The organism is Paenibacillus sp. L3-i20, from assembly GCF_022180385.2.
In the GTDB taxonomy this organism is placed as follows: Bacteria; Bacillota; Bacilli; order Paenibacillales; family Paenibacillaceae; genus Pristimantibacillus.
Map to the genome: position 1 here is coordinate 1,057,224 of NZ_BQME02000002.1, position 17,544 is coordinate 1,074,767.

Here is a 17,544-nt window from a genome sequence, read left to right on the forward strand (position 1 = left end):
TCTCCTATCTTGCCCATAGGTCGGCTTCTGCGGGAACATTAATTTGACGAATAATTTCATCGATAATCGTTTCGGCACTGCCTTGTGATCGAGCGATACCACGGAGTGACAAGCGATGGGCTAATACTGGCTTCGCCATTGCCTTTATATCATCCGGAGTTACAAAATCTCGTCCTTGAAAAATGGCATGTACTTGGGATGCACGAAGTAGCGCTTGGCTTCCCCTAGGGCTAACTCCAATGGAAACATCCTCTCGCTTCCGTGTTTCTTCGACTATTTCAAGTAAGTATCCCATCACATCATCTTCCATTCTAACGTGAACATAAGACGCTTGTGCAGCCTCGATTTCATCTGCGCTAGCTATAGGCAAAAGCGTCTTTAGCGGATCTTGATCCTTAAAACGTTTTAATAACTGTAGACCTTCTTCTGTAGAAGGATAGCCCATCTTTATTTTGAATAGAAACCGGTCGAGTTGTGCTTCAGGAAGTGGAAATGTCCCTTGATGTTCTACCGGATTTTGTGTGGCGATGACCATAAAAGGACGATCCAATAATTTCGTTTCACCATCTACACTAACCTGTTTCTCCTCCATACATTCAAGCAAGCTAGATTGTGTTCGTGGAGTAGCTCGGTTTATTTCATCTGCTAACAACAAGTTTGTGAAAACAGGTCCCGGGCGGAATTGAAACTCACTTTCCTTCTGATTATAGAAATAAATACCGCTCAAATCAGAAGGAAGCAAATCTGGAGTAAATTGAATGCGTTTAAACGAAAGGGATAAAGATTTTGCGAAACTTTTTGCTAACATCGTCTTTCCTGTGCCGGGTACATCTTCTAGTAATACATGCCCTGAAGTAATTAACCCAATTAACAATAAATCAATAACATTTTCTTTTCCTATGATTACTTCTCCGACGTTCCTTTTCACCTGCTCAGCCAGCAGCTTAATAACTTGGAAAGACATATCCAAATCTCCTTTATAGTGAATTCGATTTGTTTGTACGTTCCTGTTGAAGCTTCTGCAGTTCTCGCCAGTGAATAAGTTTAATCCCTGCGTCCTTAAGCACATTCATAATTTCTGGATCACGGAATATGTCATGTTCCATATTTCTTTTTGCCGGCTCACGATGGAAAGCTTGGAATTCTTCTGTTAATAATGAAGGATGAATGATCAGCTCGGTAACACCTGGCTTTAATACGCCTAGCAAGTCTTTCATATTCGTTTTGAAACTATCATACGTTTGTCCATCTTCCAATTGGAAAGGTAAGCCTATCAAATAATCTAAAATGACAACACCTTTTGAATCCGCAAGATTAGCAATAGCTTGTACTTGTTCTTTCATCTCTGGTGGGGCAACCTGACCCTCTTCTATCGTAATATAGCGTGGTAACCGGAATGGCAGCCCGTAAGCAGCACATACATCGAGTACTTCAACCATAAAATGTTTACCTGTTCGCAATCCATATAAACTTCCCATGTGATTGTCTGCATGTGTTGGATTCATTCCTAGCTTAAGTGCCTTTTCGATCTGATTCACAAGCTCAATCTTGACATGTTCTGCTTCAGCATGTTGCTCGAATCCAAGAGAGTCCTTATAGAAATATCCTTCTTCATTAACTAATGAGGAAACATCAGCATTGCTTGTAACAGGTCCCCAACTATAAGGCTCCCACTCACTAGTAAATGTAAAATGAACGCCAACATCATATTGAGGGTTCTGTGCGCTCCAAAGTGCACCTGACCGAGCCCATGCACAAGGCATCATTATTGTAGCGGAGCTAATGACTTCCTCCTTAAGTAATTGCTGTGTTGACTCATTAACAGAATGACATAAACCATAATCATCAGCATTAACGATTAGAAGACGATCATTTTCATTATAACCGAGTGCTTTTGCTAAACTCATCATTGTTCCCCCTCAAATAGTTTCGGCAAAATTGCCATGTCGTTTATATTTCAATTATTCAATAACTTCTCGAGACGACTTGTGAATTGATTCTGCCAACTAGCAGCGAGCTCTTTCACTTCAAGAACTTTTCGTATTGCTTCAACATTGTCTTTTTCCACATACATCATCTGATTTGCATAGGCGAGCGATACTTTTGCAGGATGTCTATCAACAATATTAAATTGTTGCCCAGCATGTACGTATCCTTCTTTAAGGACTCTGAAATAAAATCCCGTATAACCCGTTTGTTGTGACAACATCGGTAAAGCAGGCATTTCATTTCTAAGTCCGAGTTTAAAGCAAGGTTGCCTTGGCTGACTAATTTGCAATGTTACTTCCCCAATCGTTACAATATCTCCAATAAATAAATCATCTTCTGTCCAATGAGACAAAGTGAAGTTTTCGCCGAAGGACCCATGCGCAAACGAACGATTAAACAACGCTTCCCAGTAAGGATAACGGGTTTGAAAATAGGCACATACCGCCTTATCTTCTCCACCATGATGGACCAAATCTCCTTGCCCATCTCCTTGAATACCCATACGACTAACAAAATGGCTTTCCTTTGTCGGTTCCTTAAAAATTCCGCTGAGCACTTCTTTAGAGCCATGTTGAATCATTTTAGGTTTACCAATAAGCAGTGAAGCTAGAGTTGCAATAGTTTGAGTATTATTCATCAGACTGACCTCTATTCTAAATCTAGTAATCTCGTCTATTTGTATTATAAACATTACAGGGATATGTTGGCAAAAAAAATAACCTCCCCATTGTTGAAAGGTTATTCCCTTGTTGTTTAGAAAACAAATTAACTAGGTTAACTATCTAATAAGGTTATGGATTAGCCATGAAATCAATCATTTCGACAGGTTACTTCTTCTTATACGTCAGCATGTCGAAATCGTCTACTTCATGTAGCTTATTGCGCTTCCCCGGGAAATGACCACCTGATATTACCTATCATTTCCCGCTCATTTCCTCGTTTTAATGAGCCTTTTTATCCGTTCGTTTATTCGGGACATGTGCCAGGCTTTTGTGCGAGGTCAGCTTTCGCTCTCTGCTATAACCCATATCCATTGTGGTCATCGCAAGTAACAAGATCGCTACACTAATAACTCCAATTAGATCAACAAAAATTGCTGTTAAGATCGCACTTCCAATCAACCAAAGAAATGCTATTCCATGTATTGGCATACTCCAAGTACCAAGTCGCCAAGGCGCATCAGTCCAGAGATGCTCGGAAACGTTTGCGCCGTACTTTGATATATATTTTGCATCCCACCTCTCCTTTAATCGAAGACCAATGGGAATTGCGTACGAGATATGAAGAGTAATGATCGCAATCGATAAAAGCGGCAATATTAATCCGCCATCTCGGATGACTAACACGACGATAATGATGCAGATTGACAACAAGCCACTAAACCAACCACCATGAATAGGCTGCTGCCGCCTAACACAAACTTTAGCAAGTCGATTGCTGAAAGGCATTGATTCATCTCTAGCTAAGCTAAACAGTGCTCGCGAACATACAAACATAGAATGTTGACCACTTACCCACAAGGAAATAACAATCATTAACGCAATGATAGATGATCCCCCCCATCCTGCCATTGCTGTTTGAACAAAAAGCTCTATCCCATCCAAACCCATTATCGAACGGGCATAACTTATCGCTTGTTCAGATCCACCTGTAAGTCCAGTAACTAACCCCATAAACAGGAGTAAGACATACCCGATTACAAACGTATAAGCGGTGGACAAAAAGATAGCCCATGGAACACGTATACGAGGCTCTATCGTTTCTTCTGCTCCTAATGAAGCTCCATCCATTCCTATAAATAGTTTCAACAGAAGCAAACATCCAAGTATGTAAGAATTGATTTGTACATTTCCATCAAAGTTGAAATTTTGAAAATGATATAAAAGCACCGGTGAGTATCCACCTGGCCAGAAAAACCATACTAATCCTGCCAGTATTGAGACTGCAATGAATAGTTGCACCCAAACGGCACATTTACTAATCCAGCCAAGCACCATAGTTCCCCAATGATTCATTGCAGCTTGGGTAGAAACAATGATGATGATGAATCCCCAAAATGATATCGCTGATGATTTATAGCCTATCATTGCTGAGGCAATTGTATCAGCAATGTAAGCACAGCCGCCTATGTATAGGGCAAGCAATGCAAGGTGACCAACTGCGTGAAACCAGCCCGCACGAACTCCCCACTTGCGACCTCCCAGCTTACCAGCAGCATGATAGATATGACCTGATGTAGGTATTGCTGAAGATAGTTCTGCTAGACATACGCTCACACATAGTGAAAATAAGCCTATAATAGGTAGCCCATATCCAGCAATAGACAATCCGCCTGTATGAATCGCTGGCCCGAATAACAACGATGCACTGCCAATCAAAGCCATTACATTACAGGACATCCCAAAGGCCGACATTCGACCCCATCTTCTCGCAAGCAATTGTGCAATGCCAAAACGATGAAGATCATGTTTATCCTGAAATAACTGCGTTTCTATCCCATATTTAACCATACTTTGATAGCTGGAGTAATTCATTCCCTTTTGAGCTTTATGTGTAATGGCAATAAGGAGGACGCACACACCTAAAGCCAATAACAGCCCTATATACATTCCTATCATTTCTCCACCCCCTACTCTACTATATGAATAGATCCCAGTAGACATGCAGATACAATAGTAAAAGGACTCCTTAATCGCTGCATAGGTTATGCCGCTAAGGAGTCCTTATATAATATGAGATGAGGGTATCATTCAGATACTGTTGTTGTCGCGCGTATTGTTCAGTCACTGCTGTTATCACTTCAGTTCAGAAACCGCCATAAGACAATATAACGCATTTCATCTAACTGTTTCTTCTTTTCTATCAATTAAAAAAGTGTCTTCTCTCGTTCTGTTAGTCGCCTTCCATACACATCTACTACAAGATTACCTTTATTTAATCCGAGTATCCGATCTGCGTAACGTTCAGCCCATTCCCCTTGATGCATAACTGCGATTACGATAATCCCTTTTTCTTTGCAAAGAGCTTTTAGTTCACCAAGCACATTATTCGCTGCATGTGGATCTAGTCCTGCAACAGGCTCGTCTGCAACGATTACTTTCGCTCCATGCACGAGTGCCCTAGCAATTGCCATACGTTGACGTTCCCCACCGCTTAAATGTTTTGCTAATACATGTGCCTTATCCAACAGTCCACGATTTTCAATCATATCCATCGCACCCATATAATCATCGCTGCGCATCTTGCCTGTCCATCTTCTCCAAGCAGGTGTCTGACTAACTGATCCAATGATTACATTTTTCAGTCCGCTCTTCTCAGGATATAGAAAAGGCTTTTCCTCTATGTATGCAACTTGTCTCTTTACTTTAATCTTTGTTGCCCATCCATCATTAAATACGTCTTTGCCATTAAACTTATACGATCCTGAGGTCCATCGCTCTTGCAGCGCCAAACATTTAAGAAGCGCAGACTTTCCACTTCCACTGCTCCCCTTGACAGCGATAAAATCCCCCTCGTAAGCCTCAAAACTAATATCGTTAAGGATCGTAGGTCCACCAGGAATTCGTTTCGTCAAACCTTTGACTCTTAGCATCTTTTCTTCCCCCCTGCTGCTTGCTGAAACTTCTACTAATCTTAGTGTACGGTAAATAAAAAACACTTTCCACACGAACAAATGTTTGCTATAATAACAAATAAGAACAAACGTTCTATTTCGATAAAACAACCACTCAAAGGAGGCTAGATCATCATGAAAACCAACTGTGAAAATTTCCGTTACGTAGAAAAGAGTCGTCCTAATCGCGATTTAACTTTTAAATTTTATAACGACGGGCGTCTTGTCATTATTGACAATAGCAATGAGGAGGTGATCGACCCTAGAGACCTGAGGAGCGACAGTCGAGATTTCTATATTCGCAGACGAATTGCATTCATTAAAAACCAACTAACTGCTTCACAATTAAAATATGCTTAATACGAGAAGAGGCGAGATCGGAATAACCGATCTCGCCTCTTTTTTGATTATAATAGGTATGAACGCTACTATAATTATGCTGCTATATTAACAACGCTTTCATTGACTATACACTAGCATATGCGGTAGATTGTTCATACAGCAGCATTTACTGCCGCAAAGGAGACTTGTATTAGATGAAGCAAAAAATTATATTTGACCTTGATGATACGTTGATTTATTGCAACAAATACTTTTTTTATGTGGTTGATCAATTTATTGATTCGATGACTACATGGTTCGGTGGATCTGATCTCGTTACACCTGACTCTGTCAGAGAGAAACAAACTGAACTTGATATCGTCCTGATTGGCACTACTGGCTTTAAGAGTGAACATTTCCCTCAATCTTTTGTTGATACTTATATTCACTTCTGTGATATGACAGGAAAACAACGATCTTCTACGGAAGAGAACTTCCTCTGGAAGCTTGGTATGAGCGTTTATGATCACGATACAGAGCCATACCCTAACATGGAGCACACATTAGATGCACTTGCTTCTGAAGGGCATGAGCTTCATCTGTATACGGGCGGCGAAATATTAATTCAACAACGCAAGATTGAGCGTATGCAACTTGAGCGCTATTTCGAATCACGTATCTATATTAGACAATTAAAAGACAATGCAGCACTTGAAAATATTTTGGCGAATGGTCCATTTGATCGGAAACACACATGGATGATCGGTAACTCCATTCGAACAGACGTTGTACCTGCACTTACAGCTGGTATTCATGCCATTCACATGCGAACTCAGGAAGAATGGCATTACAACGTCGTTCAAATTAATGTAGAGCCAAAAGGCGCCTTCTTTACATTAGATCAATTAAAGGATGTGCCAAGTACAATTCAAGGCTTCCTGAATCGCATCTAATCGTTAATCCATTAATCCACGGCAAGCTGACCCGTTTCAACATTTTGGACGATGATTTTACCTTCTGTCGTCGTCCCATCCTCTAATACGAGCTTAAGCTTAGCAGTTTTCCCCTTTTCCACTAACGCTTTAACTTGGCTGTCAGTTAAGCTGCGGCCAAAACTTTCCTTCCAAATGACAAATTTACATCCAATTTTATAGTTAGAGCAACCATAACCCTTCCGCCCCATAAAGATCGAACCACCGCAACCAGGACGTGGGCAGCTGGTTATAATAGCAGGTACACCATTCATACTTGCCTTCTTATCAGCAACAGCTACTCCCCTTTGCTTCGATTCGCTTTGCTCATTAGTAGAAGGTTTAGTGCCACTTGTTCTATTTCTGGTTGTTCCGCTTTTACTTGTAGAAGCAGTACCTGCTGACCTTTTACCGCTCGTTGTTCGTTTATTATCAGGTGTTGCGTCTGCTTCAAACATCAGTTTATCTGCACGAGACTGTTGACGAACCTTCTCTACGATCATCGTTGCAAACTTCTTCACATTTTCCATGAATTGAGTGTCGGATGCACTGCCCCTAGAAATATCGTTTAATCTTCTTTCCCACATCCCGGTCATCTCGGGGGAAGTGAGCAACTCCACTCCGGCGCCTCGAATGAGTTCAATAGCCGTACTACCCTTTTGGGAAATCATAATCCGTTTTCCTTGCATGCTTACATAACCGACATTTTTTAACCGCTCAATCGTTGCCGCACGGGTTGCTGGAGTACCAAGACCCGAATCTTTCATCGCATCCCGAACTTCCTCATCCTCAATTTGTTTACCTGCACTCTCCATTGCCTTAAGCAAAGTACCTTCGGTATAATGCTTTGGCGGTTGTGTATCCTTTTCTTTCATCAAAGCATCCGTACATTGAACTGCTTCTTGTGCTCGAACGGAAAAAGGCTCATTTACTTCCTCTTCTTCATCCGTATCTTCATCTTTTTTGCTCACTTTTTGTTTATCTTTATCTTTTTTCTGATCACTATATATAACTTTCCAACCTAAACTAACAAGTTCCTTAACCGAAGTTTTAAAAGATTCTTTTTCAACTTCAGTAATAACACTATGCGATTTATATTCAGCAGCAGGGTAAAATTGCGACAGAAATCTGCGAACAATGAGATCATAAAGCTTTTGTTCATCTGGAGCTAAACCGTTCGCTTTCCTATATGTAGGCAAGATAGCATGATGATCTTCAACCTTAGTAGGATTACAAATAAATTTATTTCCTTTATGAACTAAGTTACGATTTGCACCCTTAACCCACTCATCATAAGCAGTCCCCTGTAACGCAGACAATGTTTTGTGCATTTCCGGTATGTTTTGCTCTGTCACATAATTAGAGTTAGTACGCGGATAGGAAATGACTTTATGCTTCTCGTATAAGGCTTGAGCAGTGTCCAACGTTTTTTTGGCAGAAAAGCCGAGCTTACCGTTCGCCTCACGCTGAAGTAACGTCAAATCATATAATTTATAAGGATATTCTTTAACGTCCTTAATTTCATAGGAAGCAATACTCCCTTCCTTACCTCTCACCTTCGCTACAATAGCCTCAGCTTGCTTAGGATCCGTTATTCGGTCGCCTTGCCACATTCCACGATATTTGGTCTCTTGCTGGTCGAAATGCGCTTCCACCTCAAAAAACTTCAGCGAATCAAACGCTTCAATCGTTTTTTGGCGATCATAAATAAGCGCTAAGACAGGAGTCTGAACCCGTCCAACCGATAACAGTACGTTATGTCTAGTTGTAAAAGCTCTAGATCCGTTCATGCCGATAAGCCAGTCCGCTTCACTGCGAGCTGTGGCAGCTTTCGTCAAATTATCGTACTCAGATCCTTCCTTCAGCTCAGCGAATCCTTTACGAATCGTTTCTGGTGTAAGATCTGATATCCATAATCTCTTGACGGGCTGCTTAAGCTTTAGATGCTTCTGAATTAATGCAAAGATGTATTGCCCTTCTCTCCCCGCATCGCAACAATTAATAAGTGAATTACACCGTTTAGCAAGATCGCCAATTACTTTAAGTTGATCAATTGTTTTTTTGTTAGGTACGAGCTTAAACGGAGATGGAATGATAGGCAAGTCATTAATATTCCATTTCTTATAACGATCATCATAGGCATCCGGCTCGGCTAATCCGATCAAATGTCCAATCGCCCAAGTAATGATATAATGTTCACCTTCTAAATAGGTGCGATTATTTTTTGCTTTTGGATCGATGGCGGCTGCTATATTTCTTCCCATGTCGGGTTTTTCCGCAATAATAAGTGTCTTCAAATCTAGGATCGCTCCTTTGCGGTAATTAGTTACCCTCTTGAGGTGTGCCTATCTCATTTAAGATCAAAGCGAATATCGAACGTACGCCCTTTGACCAGTTAGGGTCTTCTGCGTATTCACGATTAATCCAAGTAAAGGGATCTATATGTTCTGGCTTGTCCTTGCTAAGACGAACAATGGTGCGTGCTGCAATTTGCGATGACTCATCGATCGTCGTATTAAACTCTTCCCAGCTATGGAATACGTTAAACGGATTATTCGCAATTTCTTTTGCCTTCTTATGTGTACGTGGGACAAAACCTTGCTCCTGCCCTGTGATAGCAAACATAAAAGCAGGATGAATATCGAAATCTTTAGACGTCTCCAAGATAGCATCAATATATTTAGGTTCGGCAAGAATAGAATCTCTTTGCTTCAAAAAAGCAATGAGCTTGTTCCGATCGATTCCTGTATACTTAAGATTTTTTGGTAACCCATTAAGCGCTACCACTGGTGCACCGGGTTTTTGTTGCAATTGTGTATCAATCGTTGAAGTAGAATCTTTTTGTTCCGATCGATCAGTCAGAGACCATCCGAACAGCAATGTTACGGCTGCTACGCAAATACTTAATGTCATAAATAAAAGATATTTAGAGCGTCTATTCTTCCTAATCAGCATAGTACTTGCTATTGGTAACTGTATAATTTCAGCGCCCAAAGAAGCATTCGCTGTACCAACGCTTGTCTGAGCAGTACTCTTCATGCCATTAAATCTGGCTTCTTGCGTTCGAGTCCACTCTCTTAGCGGTACTGCTATGCTTTCATCTTGTTGATCCAGTTCCATGCACAGCAAAAAAATATCATCTGCACTAACCGGTCTTTGATGCTCAAGCACTGTTGTACGAATAAGCGTGCTTGTAAGTTGCCGCTTTATATCAATTGCAAAGTCGGGCAATTGTTTATGTATAATGCGAGTAACAGCATCTGCAACTATCTCCGCACGTTTGTCATGAGACATAGCTGCATATTTTGAATGCACGTAGGTGCGAATATTTTTTACATCTGTAGGTGTTAATACGTAGGCGTTATCTGCAGGCATGAAGATCTCCCCTCCACACACATCTCACACCGATTTTACCACAACTTTCCTTCTTGTGGGGAAGTTAGATTTCCAATCTCGGCTTGTATTAGTTCCTGCTCAATAAATGCCCGTATTTATTCCTTTTCGCTAAATGTACATCGAGATTCACAATCGCAATCTTCGTCCTGCGGAACAATTTGAACAATCGTTCCGCCCAACGTACAGATAACAAGAATTGAGAATGCTGTCTAGTCTACTGAAAGTGGGGTTCGTGTTTCCAGCTCAGGTCTAAATACAATTATCAACCCAACGATCGTTTCTGCGTTCAATCACAGGATTAAATTGAACAACCTTCAATTCTGTTATCGTGTCCAGGCCATATTTAATCATAACCGTGATTACACATTTCATTGTTCATATCCAAAAAAGTATGATCGATTTAAGGGGGGTCTATCAAGCAAGAAAAGCGCCCGAAGGCGCTTCTATTAGCTAGTATAATTGCTATTTTCCCATTTTGCAAAAGAAAGTATGACCATAATCACTAAGGCAGCATCGATGAACCTGTCAAATATTTGTCTACTTCACGAGCAGCTTCACGGCCTTCATTAATAGCCCAAACGACCAAACTTTGCCCGCGACGCATATCGCCTGCAGCGAATACTTTTTCAACATTAGTGTTATATTTGCCGTACCTAGCTTTTACGTTTGTACGACGATCCTGTTCAAGTCCAAGCTGCTCGATCAAAGTTGTTTCAGGGCCTTCAAAGCCTACAGCAATGAATACTAGATCTGCTGGCCACACCTTTTCAGTGCCTTCCAGCTCCCTGTATATTTTTCGACCTGATTCGTCAACAGTACGTTCGATTTGTACAGTATGAAGTTCCTTTAGCTTGCCATTGCCGTCACCGACGAATTTTTTCGTCAATACCGAAAAGGCACGTGGATCTTCTCCGTACAACGCTTTAGCTTCTTCTTGTGCATAGTCAAGTGTATACACATTAGGGAACTGTGGCCAAGGATTGTTAATCGAATCGCGCTCAAGAGGTGCCTTGCCATGTGTACCGAATTGAGTAACTGATTTGCAGCCGTGACGAAGTGCTGTTGCTACGCAGTCCGTTCCAGTGTCGCCGCCACCGATAACAATGACGTCCTTGTCTTTAGCAGAAATGTACTGTCCATCCTCCAAATTGGAGTCCAAATAGCTCTTAATCGTTCCATTCAAATAATCCATTGCCATATGAACGCCTTCCAAATCACGGCCTTCGATCTCGACATCACGAGCACGAGTCGATCCTCCGCAAAGTACAACAGCGTCAAATTGCTCAACTAGCTCACTAGCTGTAATATCTTTTCCAATTTCCGTATTTGTAACGAAAGAAATTCCTTCTTGAGCCATAATATCTACACGACGCTGTACAACATGTTTTTCAAGCTTCATTGTTGGGATGCCGTACGTAAGTAAACCACCAATGCGGTCAGCTCGCTCATAAACTGTAACGGTATGTCCAGCTTTATTAAGCTGAGCTGCTGTAGCAAGTCCTGCAGGGCCGGAGCCAACAACTGCTACTCGTTTACTCGTACGAACTTTCGGAGGATGTGGAACGACCCAACCTTCTTCAAATCCACGTTCAATAATCGCGTTTTCGATCGTCTTGATCGTGACCGCATCACCGATCAAGCCTACCGTACAAGAGCCCTCGCAAGGTGCGGGACATACGCGACCCGTAAATTCTGGGAAATTGTTCGTCTTATGAAGACGCTCTAGCGCTTCACGCCACAATCCTCTATAGATCAAATTGTTCCATTCTGGAATCAAGTTGTTTACAGGGCAGCCAGAGACAGAACCAGCTAGTTCCATTCCTGTATGACAATAAGGTGTGCCACAATCCATACAGCGTGCACCCTGTGTACGGAGTTGCTCGTCTGATAAATGCTTGTGAAATTCATTCCAATCATTAATACGTTCAAGCGGGTCGCGATCGGCCGGCAATTCGCGCTGATATTCCATAAATCCAGTAGGTGTTGACATGATCGCAGTTCCTCCATCCCTGTTTCCCGATTGCATCAGAAATCATTCTTTTTCAAACTATATCGGGAATCGATATTTTGTTCAACAATAAACTTACACGAGAAAGCCGTTAACTATATTATACCATGCTAGCATTCAATTGTTTATCGCGTTAATGGACTATACGTACAATCATTTGCACTTTATGACGAATTGTTCGTCATAAAGCCAATCTGTTCCATCTTATTTCGCGTTTATTCGCTTAAAAGTTTGCAAAGTAAAGTTATATTCATTTTTCTCATCGTTCTCTCTAAACTGGCTCTCAACCACTTGCCATTCATTCTTTGAAAACTTAGGGAAATAAGCATCCGCAGCATCGATCTCGACTTCGACATCAGTAAGCAAAAGCATGTCTGCATGAGGCAGAAACAATGAATAAATTTCGCCTCCACCGATTATCATTAACTCTTCTTGATTGAATTGCTGCAGCGCTTCATCTACTGAATGAACAACTTCGCAACCGTCCAACACTAAGTTCTCTTGTCTCGTCAATACCACATTTCTCCGATTTGGGAGCGGTTTTCCAAGTGACTCAAATGTCTTGCGACCCATAAGCACTGTCTTTCCCGTAGTCATCGCTTTGAAATAAGCCATCTCAGCAGGAAGCCGCCAAGGCATGCGGTTCTCAAATCCGATTGCCCCATTACGATCCATAGCTGCTATTAATGTAATAAACATATGAAACCCACTCTCTTTCAAATGTGCCAAGCATTCAAACTTAAACCGCTACTGGTGCTTTAATACCTGGATGCGGATCGTATTGCTCAATTGTCAAATCGGACAATTCGAAGTCAAATATAGAAGATTTCTCCTCATTTAATGTAAGAACAGGCAACGCTTTAGGAGCACGTGCTAGCTGTGAATCAATCTGTTCCATATGATTTGTATAAATATGAGCATCACCAAGCGTGTGTACAAAGTCTCCAACCGCAAGACCACATTCATGTGCGATAAGATGCGTGAGTAGTGCGTAACTAGCAATGTTGAATGGAATACCCAAAAAAATATCACCACTGCGTTGATACAGCTGGCAAGAAAGTTTACCTTCGGAAACGTAAAACTGGAACATCGTATGACATGGAGGAAGCGCCATACCAGGTACATCCTCTGGGTTCCACGCGGATACTATTAATCTTCTGGAATCAGGATTCGTTTTGATCGTTTTAATAACATCCTTTAACTGATCAATCGTTTCTCCTTGTGATGTCTTCCACTCTCTCCATTGTTTGCCGTATACGTTACCAAGCTCCCCGTACTTCGCTGCAAATGTGTCATCTGATAAGATTTGTGCTTTAAAAGCTTCCATCTGCTCGTTATATTGTTTGGCAAAGGCAGTATCCGATTGCGAGCGTAGACCAAAGTTAGTCATATCCGGTCCTCTGTAATCGGCACTTTCCACCCATTTCTTAAAGGCCCATTCATTCCAAATATTATTATTATGTTGAAGAAGATAACGGATGTTCGTATCTCCTTTTATAAACCATAGCAACTCACTCGCAACTAATCGGAATGGAATTCGCTTTGTCGTTAACAAAGGGAATCCTTCGCTTAGCGGAAATCGCATTTGATAGCCGAAAGTAGATATCGTACCCGTTCCTGTACGATCTTCTTTCTTAACGCCCTTATCCAGCACATCTCTCAATAACTGCAAATAGGCTTGTTCGCTGTTACTCATTAATGTTGCCTCCCCCTATGTTTTGCGAAGCAAAACATGCTACATTGAAATAGCTTCGTTTTGCGAAGCAAAACATGCTACATTGAAATAGCATCTTTTGCACAGCAAAACTTTCCAATACTATATCAGCGATGTTCTCGCCTATTGTCTATATGTAGACAAAATAATCATCATTATAACATTAGTTGCCCTCTCTGTCCTGCTTTCGTTTCTTACGAAGCTCATATCTCTCGGGTGCTGTCTCGAATAAACGCTGCTCTAACTCGCTCTCAGGTATAATTGTAGCTATTGGGCAACTCTTTCCGTTATCGTCAAGAGCAACAAATGTAAAAAATGCTGTTACCATAACTGCACGTATACCCGTATATAAGTTCTCGGAGGTTACCGTTACGTAAATTTCCATGGAACTTCGCTTAGTCCACGTTACGAATGCTTCCACCTCGATTACTTCTCCAACCCTGATCGGTGCAAGAAAATCCAAACTATCTGTTGACGCTGTCACTACACGAGTTCTGGCATGTCTCATCGCCGCAATTGCAGCTACTTTATCCATATACTCCATTAATTTGCCGCCAAACATCGTATCATAATGATTCGTATCCAGCGGAAAAATAAGTTGGGTCATTAATGTTCTAGAGTCGCTTGCTCGCTTCGCTACAGGTTGATCCATATCATCAACATCCCTTCGATTCGAATCTTTCCCTTGCCTATACAATTATATGCACAAAGAGGCCGCGACGGCTCTAATGTGCCGCGTGACCTCTCTGCTCGTAATATCTATTCAAAATTGCAATATTATTTAATGAAAGTATGGATCGGATGTCCAAGAGCAACTTCAGCTGCATCTAGTACGATCTCACCAAGTGTTGGATGAGCATGAATTGTAAGAGCGATATCTTCAAGAGTAGCGCCCATTTCAATTCCTAGAGCAAGCTCAGCGATCATATTGGAAGCTTCAATACCGATAATTTGTGCACCAAGAACAAGGCCGGAGTCCGCATCAGCAACAAGCTTCACGAAACCTTCGTTTGCGTTAAGCGACATAGCACGTCCATTGATTGCGAACGGGAATTTGCCAACTTTGACGTTATGACCATTGTCTTTTGCTTCTTTTTCGCTAAGTCCAACGCTTGCGCATTCTGGATCAGAGAAACATACAGCAGGAACACATTTGTAATCGATAACGCTAGGCTGTCCGGAAATTGCTTCAGCAGCTACGCGACCTTCGTACATTGCCTTATGCGCAAGCGCAGGTCCAGCAATGATATCGCCGATTGCAAAGATGTGAGGAATGTTCGTACGGCATTGCGCATCAACTTCAACCAAACCACGATCAGTTGTTTTAACGTTGATCAAATCAAGACCAAGTTCGCCATCCGTATTCGGACGACGACCTACAGTTACTAGCAAGTAATCTGCAGTTACTTTTTCTTCTTTGTCGCCAACTGTGTACGTAACAGTTACATCGTTATCTGTTTGCTCAGCGCTCTTCGCTTGTGCACCAGTAATGATGTCCACTTTAGTACTCTTCAATTTCTTCGCAACGATGGAAGACATATCTTTATCGAAGCCCGGAAGAATTGCATCAGAACCTTCAATAACAGTAACCTTCGTGCCGAATTTGGAGTACATTTGGCCAAGCTCGATACCGATATATCCGCCGCCGATTACAACTAGGCTTTTCGGAATTTCAGGAAGAGACAAAGCGCCAGTGGAAGAAACGATACGTCCGCTGAATGGAAATGCTTTAAGCTCGATTGGACGTGAGCCAGTAGCGATAATACAGTTTTTGAAACGGTAACGAGGCGCTTCTTGATCGTTAAATACACGCGCTTCGTTTTCGTTAATGAACATTACTTCACCTTGGAAGTATTGAACTTTGTTAGCTTTAAGCAAGGAAGCTACGCCGCCTGTAAGCTTTTTAACGATACCGTTTTTGAATGCTTGAACTTTAGTGAAGTCAACTTTAGCTTCGCCTACTTCAATACCGAACGCGGAAGCATGGCTGATGGATTCATATTGATGTGATGCCGAGATTAGCGCTTTGGAAGGAATACATCCAACGTTCAAACAAACGCCGCCAACATGTTCTTTGTCTACGATTAGCACGTTTTGACCGAGTTGAGCTGCACGAATTGCTGCAACATATCCACCAGGACCTGCGCCAATGATTAGAGTATCAATATCTAATGAAGCATCTCCAACTACCATTCGTTAAACCTCCATTATGAACAGTTCAGGTTGACCCAGAAGCTGTTTGATATAATTCATAAAGTTTTGAGCAGTTGCGCCGTCGATTAGACGGTGGTCGAAGCTAAGTGAAAGCGCCATAACTGGAGCAGCTACAATCTCTCCGTTACGAACGATTGCTTTTTCAGTAATGCGGCCAGTACCCAAGATCGCAACTTCAGGGAAGTTGATTACTGGAGTGAAGAACATACCGCCAGCAGATCCGATGTTGGAAATGGAAATTGTGCTGCCTCTTAGTTCATTAGCAGTCAACTTGCCATCGCGACCACGAACAGCTAGGTCACGGATAGAGTCTGCTACCATAAACAAGTTTTTGCGATCCGCATCTTCGATAACAGGAACGATCAAGCCGTTGTCTGTATCTGTAGCGATACCGATGTTGTAATATTTACGCAATACGATTTCTTGATTTTGCTCATCAAGCGTAGCGTTCATAATTGGGAACTGACGACAAGCTGCCACCAATGCTTTTACGATGAATGGCAAGTAAGTAAGCTTGGAGCCTTTTTTCTCAGCATATGGCTTGTATTTCGCACGCAAAGCAACAAGCTCTGTTACGTCTACTTCGTCCATAATTGTTACATGAGGAGCCGTGTATACCGATTTAACCATCGCATTAGCGATTGCTTTACGGATACCTTTGAATGGAACGCGCTCTTCAGGGCGATATGCTGTACCTGCTGCTACTGGTGCAGCAGCTTTTGGTGCTTCTTCCGCATTTCCTTGTGCTTGTTCAGCAGCTGGTGCTTCAACTGCTGCTTGCGCAGAAGCTCCGCCGAATCCAGTTACGTCATCACGAGTAATACGACCATTTTTGCCTGTTCCATCTACTTGTGTAAGGTCTACACCTTTTTCACGAGCAAATTTGCGAACGCTTGGCGTTGCAAGAACTAATGCATTCGTTGCTTTTACTTCAGCTTGTGGTGCTGGAGTTGCAGCTGGTGCCGCTGCTTGCGCAGGCGTGCTTGCAGCCGCTGGTGCTGCTTCTTTCTTAGGCTCTTCTGCTGGAGCAGCTTGCTCAGGAACATCGCCTTCAGCATCAATAATAGCTACTACCTCGCCAACATGACACACTTGACCGTCCTTTACAAACACTTCCAATACTTTGCCGTTAACTGGGCAAGGTACTTCAACGATAGCTTTATCGTTCTGTACTTCCAAAATTATATCATCGTCCGTTACTGTAGCACCCGGCTTTATGAGTACTTTAATAATTTCGCCTTCATGCAAGCCTTCGCCAAGCTCAGGGAATCGATATTCGAATTTAGCCACCGATAGTAACCTCCTTTGAAATGGTTCT

Annotated in this window: 15 protein-coding genes; 2 read left to right on the forward strand and 13 right to left on the reverse strand. The window is 42.0% G+C overall.

The genetic code is table 11. From position 1 onward, the window contains the following. Window positions 1-4 precede the first annotated feature (4 nt). The 5 genes from MFF31_RS18275 to MFF31_RS18295 all read right to left on the reverse strand — a co-directional run bounded on the left by MFF31_RS18275 (window position 5) and on the right by MFF31_RS18295 (window position 5,581). Entirely contained in the window at window positions 5-964 is a 960-nt protein-coding gene (locus tag MFF31_RS18275) for an AAA family ATPase (RefSeq protein ID WP_238189808.1), read from the reverse strand. A gap of 13 nt (window positions 965-977) precedes the next feature. Continuing rightward, entirely contained in the window at window positions 978-1,910 is a 933-nt protein-coding gene (locus MFF31_RS18280) for a polysaccharide deacetylase family protein (protein WP_309296688.1), read from the reverse strand. A 47-nt stretch (window positions 1,911-1,957) separates the two neighbouring features. Further along, window positions 1,958-2,626: an MOSC domain-containing protein gene (locus MFF31_RS18285; protein ID WP_238189812.1), complete on the reverse strand. Its 669-nt coding sequence runs from the start codon at window positions 2,624-2,626 to the stop codon at window positions 1,958-1,960. Between the two features lie 304 nt (window positions 2,627-2,930). Beyond that, window positions 2,931-4,607, reverse strand: a complete 1,677-nt coding sequence (locus MFF31_RS18290; RefSeq protein WP_238189813.1) for an amino acid permease — start codon at window positions 4,605-4,607, stop codon at window positions 2,931-2,933. Window positions 4,608-4,855: 248 nt separating this feature from the next. Next, window positions 4,856-5,581, reverse strand: a complete 726-nt coding sequence (locus MFF31_RS18295) for a phosphonate ABC transporter ATP-binding protein (RefSeq protein ID WP_238189815.1) — start codon at window positions 5,579-5,581, stop codon at window positions 4,856-4,858. Window positions 5,582-5,737: 156 nt separating this feature from the next. On the opposite strand from MFF31_RS18295, the gene MFF31_RS18300 reads away from it, so the two are divergent. Together MFF31_RS18300 and MFF31_RS18305 are read left to right on the forward strand one after the other, a co-directional pair. Beyond that, entirely contained in the window at window positions 5,738-5,962 is a 225-nt protein-coding gene (locus MFF31_RS18300; protein ID WP_238189817.1) for a hypothetical protein, read from the forward strand. 176 nt (window positions 5,963-6,138) lie between these two features. Then, entirely contained in the window at window positions 6,139-6,876 is a 738-nt protein-coding gene (locus MFF31_RS18305) for an HAD family hydrolase (protein ID WP_238189818.1), read from the forward strand. An 11-nt stretch (window positions 6,877-6,887) separates the two neighbouring features. Here the strand turns inward: MFF31_RS18305 and MFF31_RS18310 are convergent, their stop codons facing one another. The 8 genes from MFF31_RS18310 to MFF31_RS18345 form a co-directional block, all read right to left on the reverse strand. Next, window positions 6,888-9,191, reverse strand: a complete 2,304-nt coding sequence (locus MFF31_RS18310) for a type IA DNA topoisomerase (protein ID WP_238189820.1) — start codon at window positions 9,189-9,191, stop codon at window positions 6,888-6,890. Between the two features lie 25 nt (window positions 9,192-9,216). Next, a complete protein-coding gene (locus MFF31_RS18315; RefSeq protein WP_238189822.1) occupies window positions 9,217-10,269 on the reverse strand; it encodes a hypothetical protein in 1,053 nt (350 codons plus the stop codon). 523 nt (window positions 10,270-10,792) lie between these two features. Next, entirely contained in the window at window positions 10,793-12,280 is a 1,488-nt protein-coding gene (locus tag MFF31_RS18320; protein WP_238189824.1) for a glutamate synthase subunit beta, read from the reverse strand. Between the two features lie 222 nt (window positions 12,281-12,502). After that, window positions 12,503-12,997: a dihydrofolate reductase gene (locus MFF31_RS18325; RefSeq protein WP_238189826.1), complete on the reverse strand. Its 495-nt coding sequence runs from the start codon at window positions 12,995-12,997 to the stop codon at window positions 12,503-12,505. A gap of 40 nt (window positions 12,998-13,037) precedes the next feature. Continuing rightward, on the reverse strand, window positions 13,038-13,994 hold the full coding sequence (locus tag MFF31_RS18330; protein WP_238189828.1) for a thymidylate synthase: 957 nt from the start codon (window positions 13,992-13,994) through the stop codon (window positions 13,038-13,040). A 181-nt stretch (window positions 13,995-14,175) separates the two neighbouring features. Next, complete coding sequence (locus MFF31_RS18335; protein WP_238189830.1) at window positions 14,176-14,664, reverse strand: acyl-CoA thioesterase; 489 nt, start codon at window positions 14,662-14,664, stop codon at window positions 14,176-14,178. A 125-nt stretch (window positions 14,665-14,789) separates the two neighbouring features. Next, complete coding sequence (gene lpdA / locus MFF31_RS18340; RefSeq protein WP_238189832.1) at window positions 14,790-16,205, reverse strand: dihydrolipoyl dehydrogenase; 1,416 nt, start codon at window positions 16,203-16,205, stop codon at window positions 14,790-14,792. Window positions 16,206-16,208: 3 nt separating this feature from the next. Further along, window positions 16,209-17,516 (reverse strand): dihydrolipoamide acetyltransferase family protein, encoded by a 1,308-nt coding sequence (locus tag MFF31_RS18345; protein ID WP_238189834.1) that lies wholly within the window; start codon window positions 17,514-17,516, stop codon window positions 16,209-16,211. Window positions 17,517-17,544: the final 28 nt, after the last annotated feature.

Bases quoted from the DNA above. Each gene is read 5' to 3' on its own strand.
- MFF31_RS18275 (WP_238189808.1), bottom strand. From the start codon at position 964: ATGTCTTTCCAAGTTATTAAGCTGCTGGCTGAGCAGGTGAAAAGGAAC.
- MFF31_RS18280 (WP_309296688.1), bottom strand. From the start codon at position 1,910: ATGATGAGTTTAGCAAAAGCACTCGGTTATAATGAAAATGATCGTCTT.
- MFF31_RS18285 (WP_238189812.1), bottom strand. From the start codon at position 2,626: ATGAATAATACTCAAACTATTGCAACTCTAGCTTCACTGCTTATTGGT.
- MFF31_RS18290 (WP_238189813.1), bottom strand. From the start codon at position 4,607: ATGATAGGAATGTATATAGGGCTGTTATTGGCTTTAGGTGTGTGCGTC.
- MFF31_RS18295 (WP_238189815.1), bottom strand. From the start codon at position 5,581: ATGCTAAGAGTCAAAGGTTTGACGAAACGAATTCCTGGTGGACCTACG.
- MFF31_RS18300 (WP_238189817.1), top strand. From the start codon at position 5,738: ATGAAAACCAACTGTGAAAATTTCCGTTACGTAGAAAAGAGTCGTCCT.
- MFF31_RS18305 (WP_238189818.1), top strand. From the start codon at position 6,139: ATGAAGCAAAAAATTATATTTGACCTTGATGATACGTTGATTTATTGC.
- MFF31_RS18315 (WP_238189822.1), bottom strand. From the start codon at position 10,269: ATGCCTGCAGATAACGCCTACGTATTAACACCTACAGATGTAAAAAAT.
- MFF31_RS18320 (WP_238189824.1), bottom strand. From the start codon at position 12,280: ATGTCAACACCTACTGGATTTATGGAATATCAGCGCGAATTGCCGGCC.
- MFF31_RS18325 (WP_238189826.1), bottom strand. From the start codon at position 12,997: ATGTTTATTACATTAATAGCAGCTATGGATCGTAATGGGGCAATCGGA.
- MFF31_RS18330 (WP_238189828.1), bottom strand. From the start codon at position 13,994: ATGAGTAACAGCGAACAAGCCTATTTGCAGTTATTGAGAGATGTGCTG.
- MFF31_RS18335 (WP_238189830.1), bottom strand. From the start codon at position 14,664: ATGGATCAACCTGTAGCGAAGCGAGCAAGCGACTCTAGAACATTAATG.
- lpdA (WP_238189832.1), bottom strand. From the start codon at position 16,205: ATGGTAGTTGGAGATGCTTCATTAGATATTGATACTCTAATCATTGGC.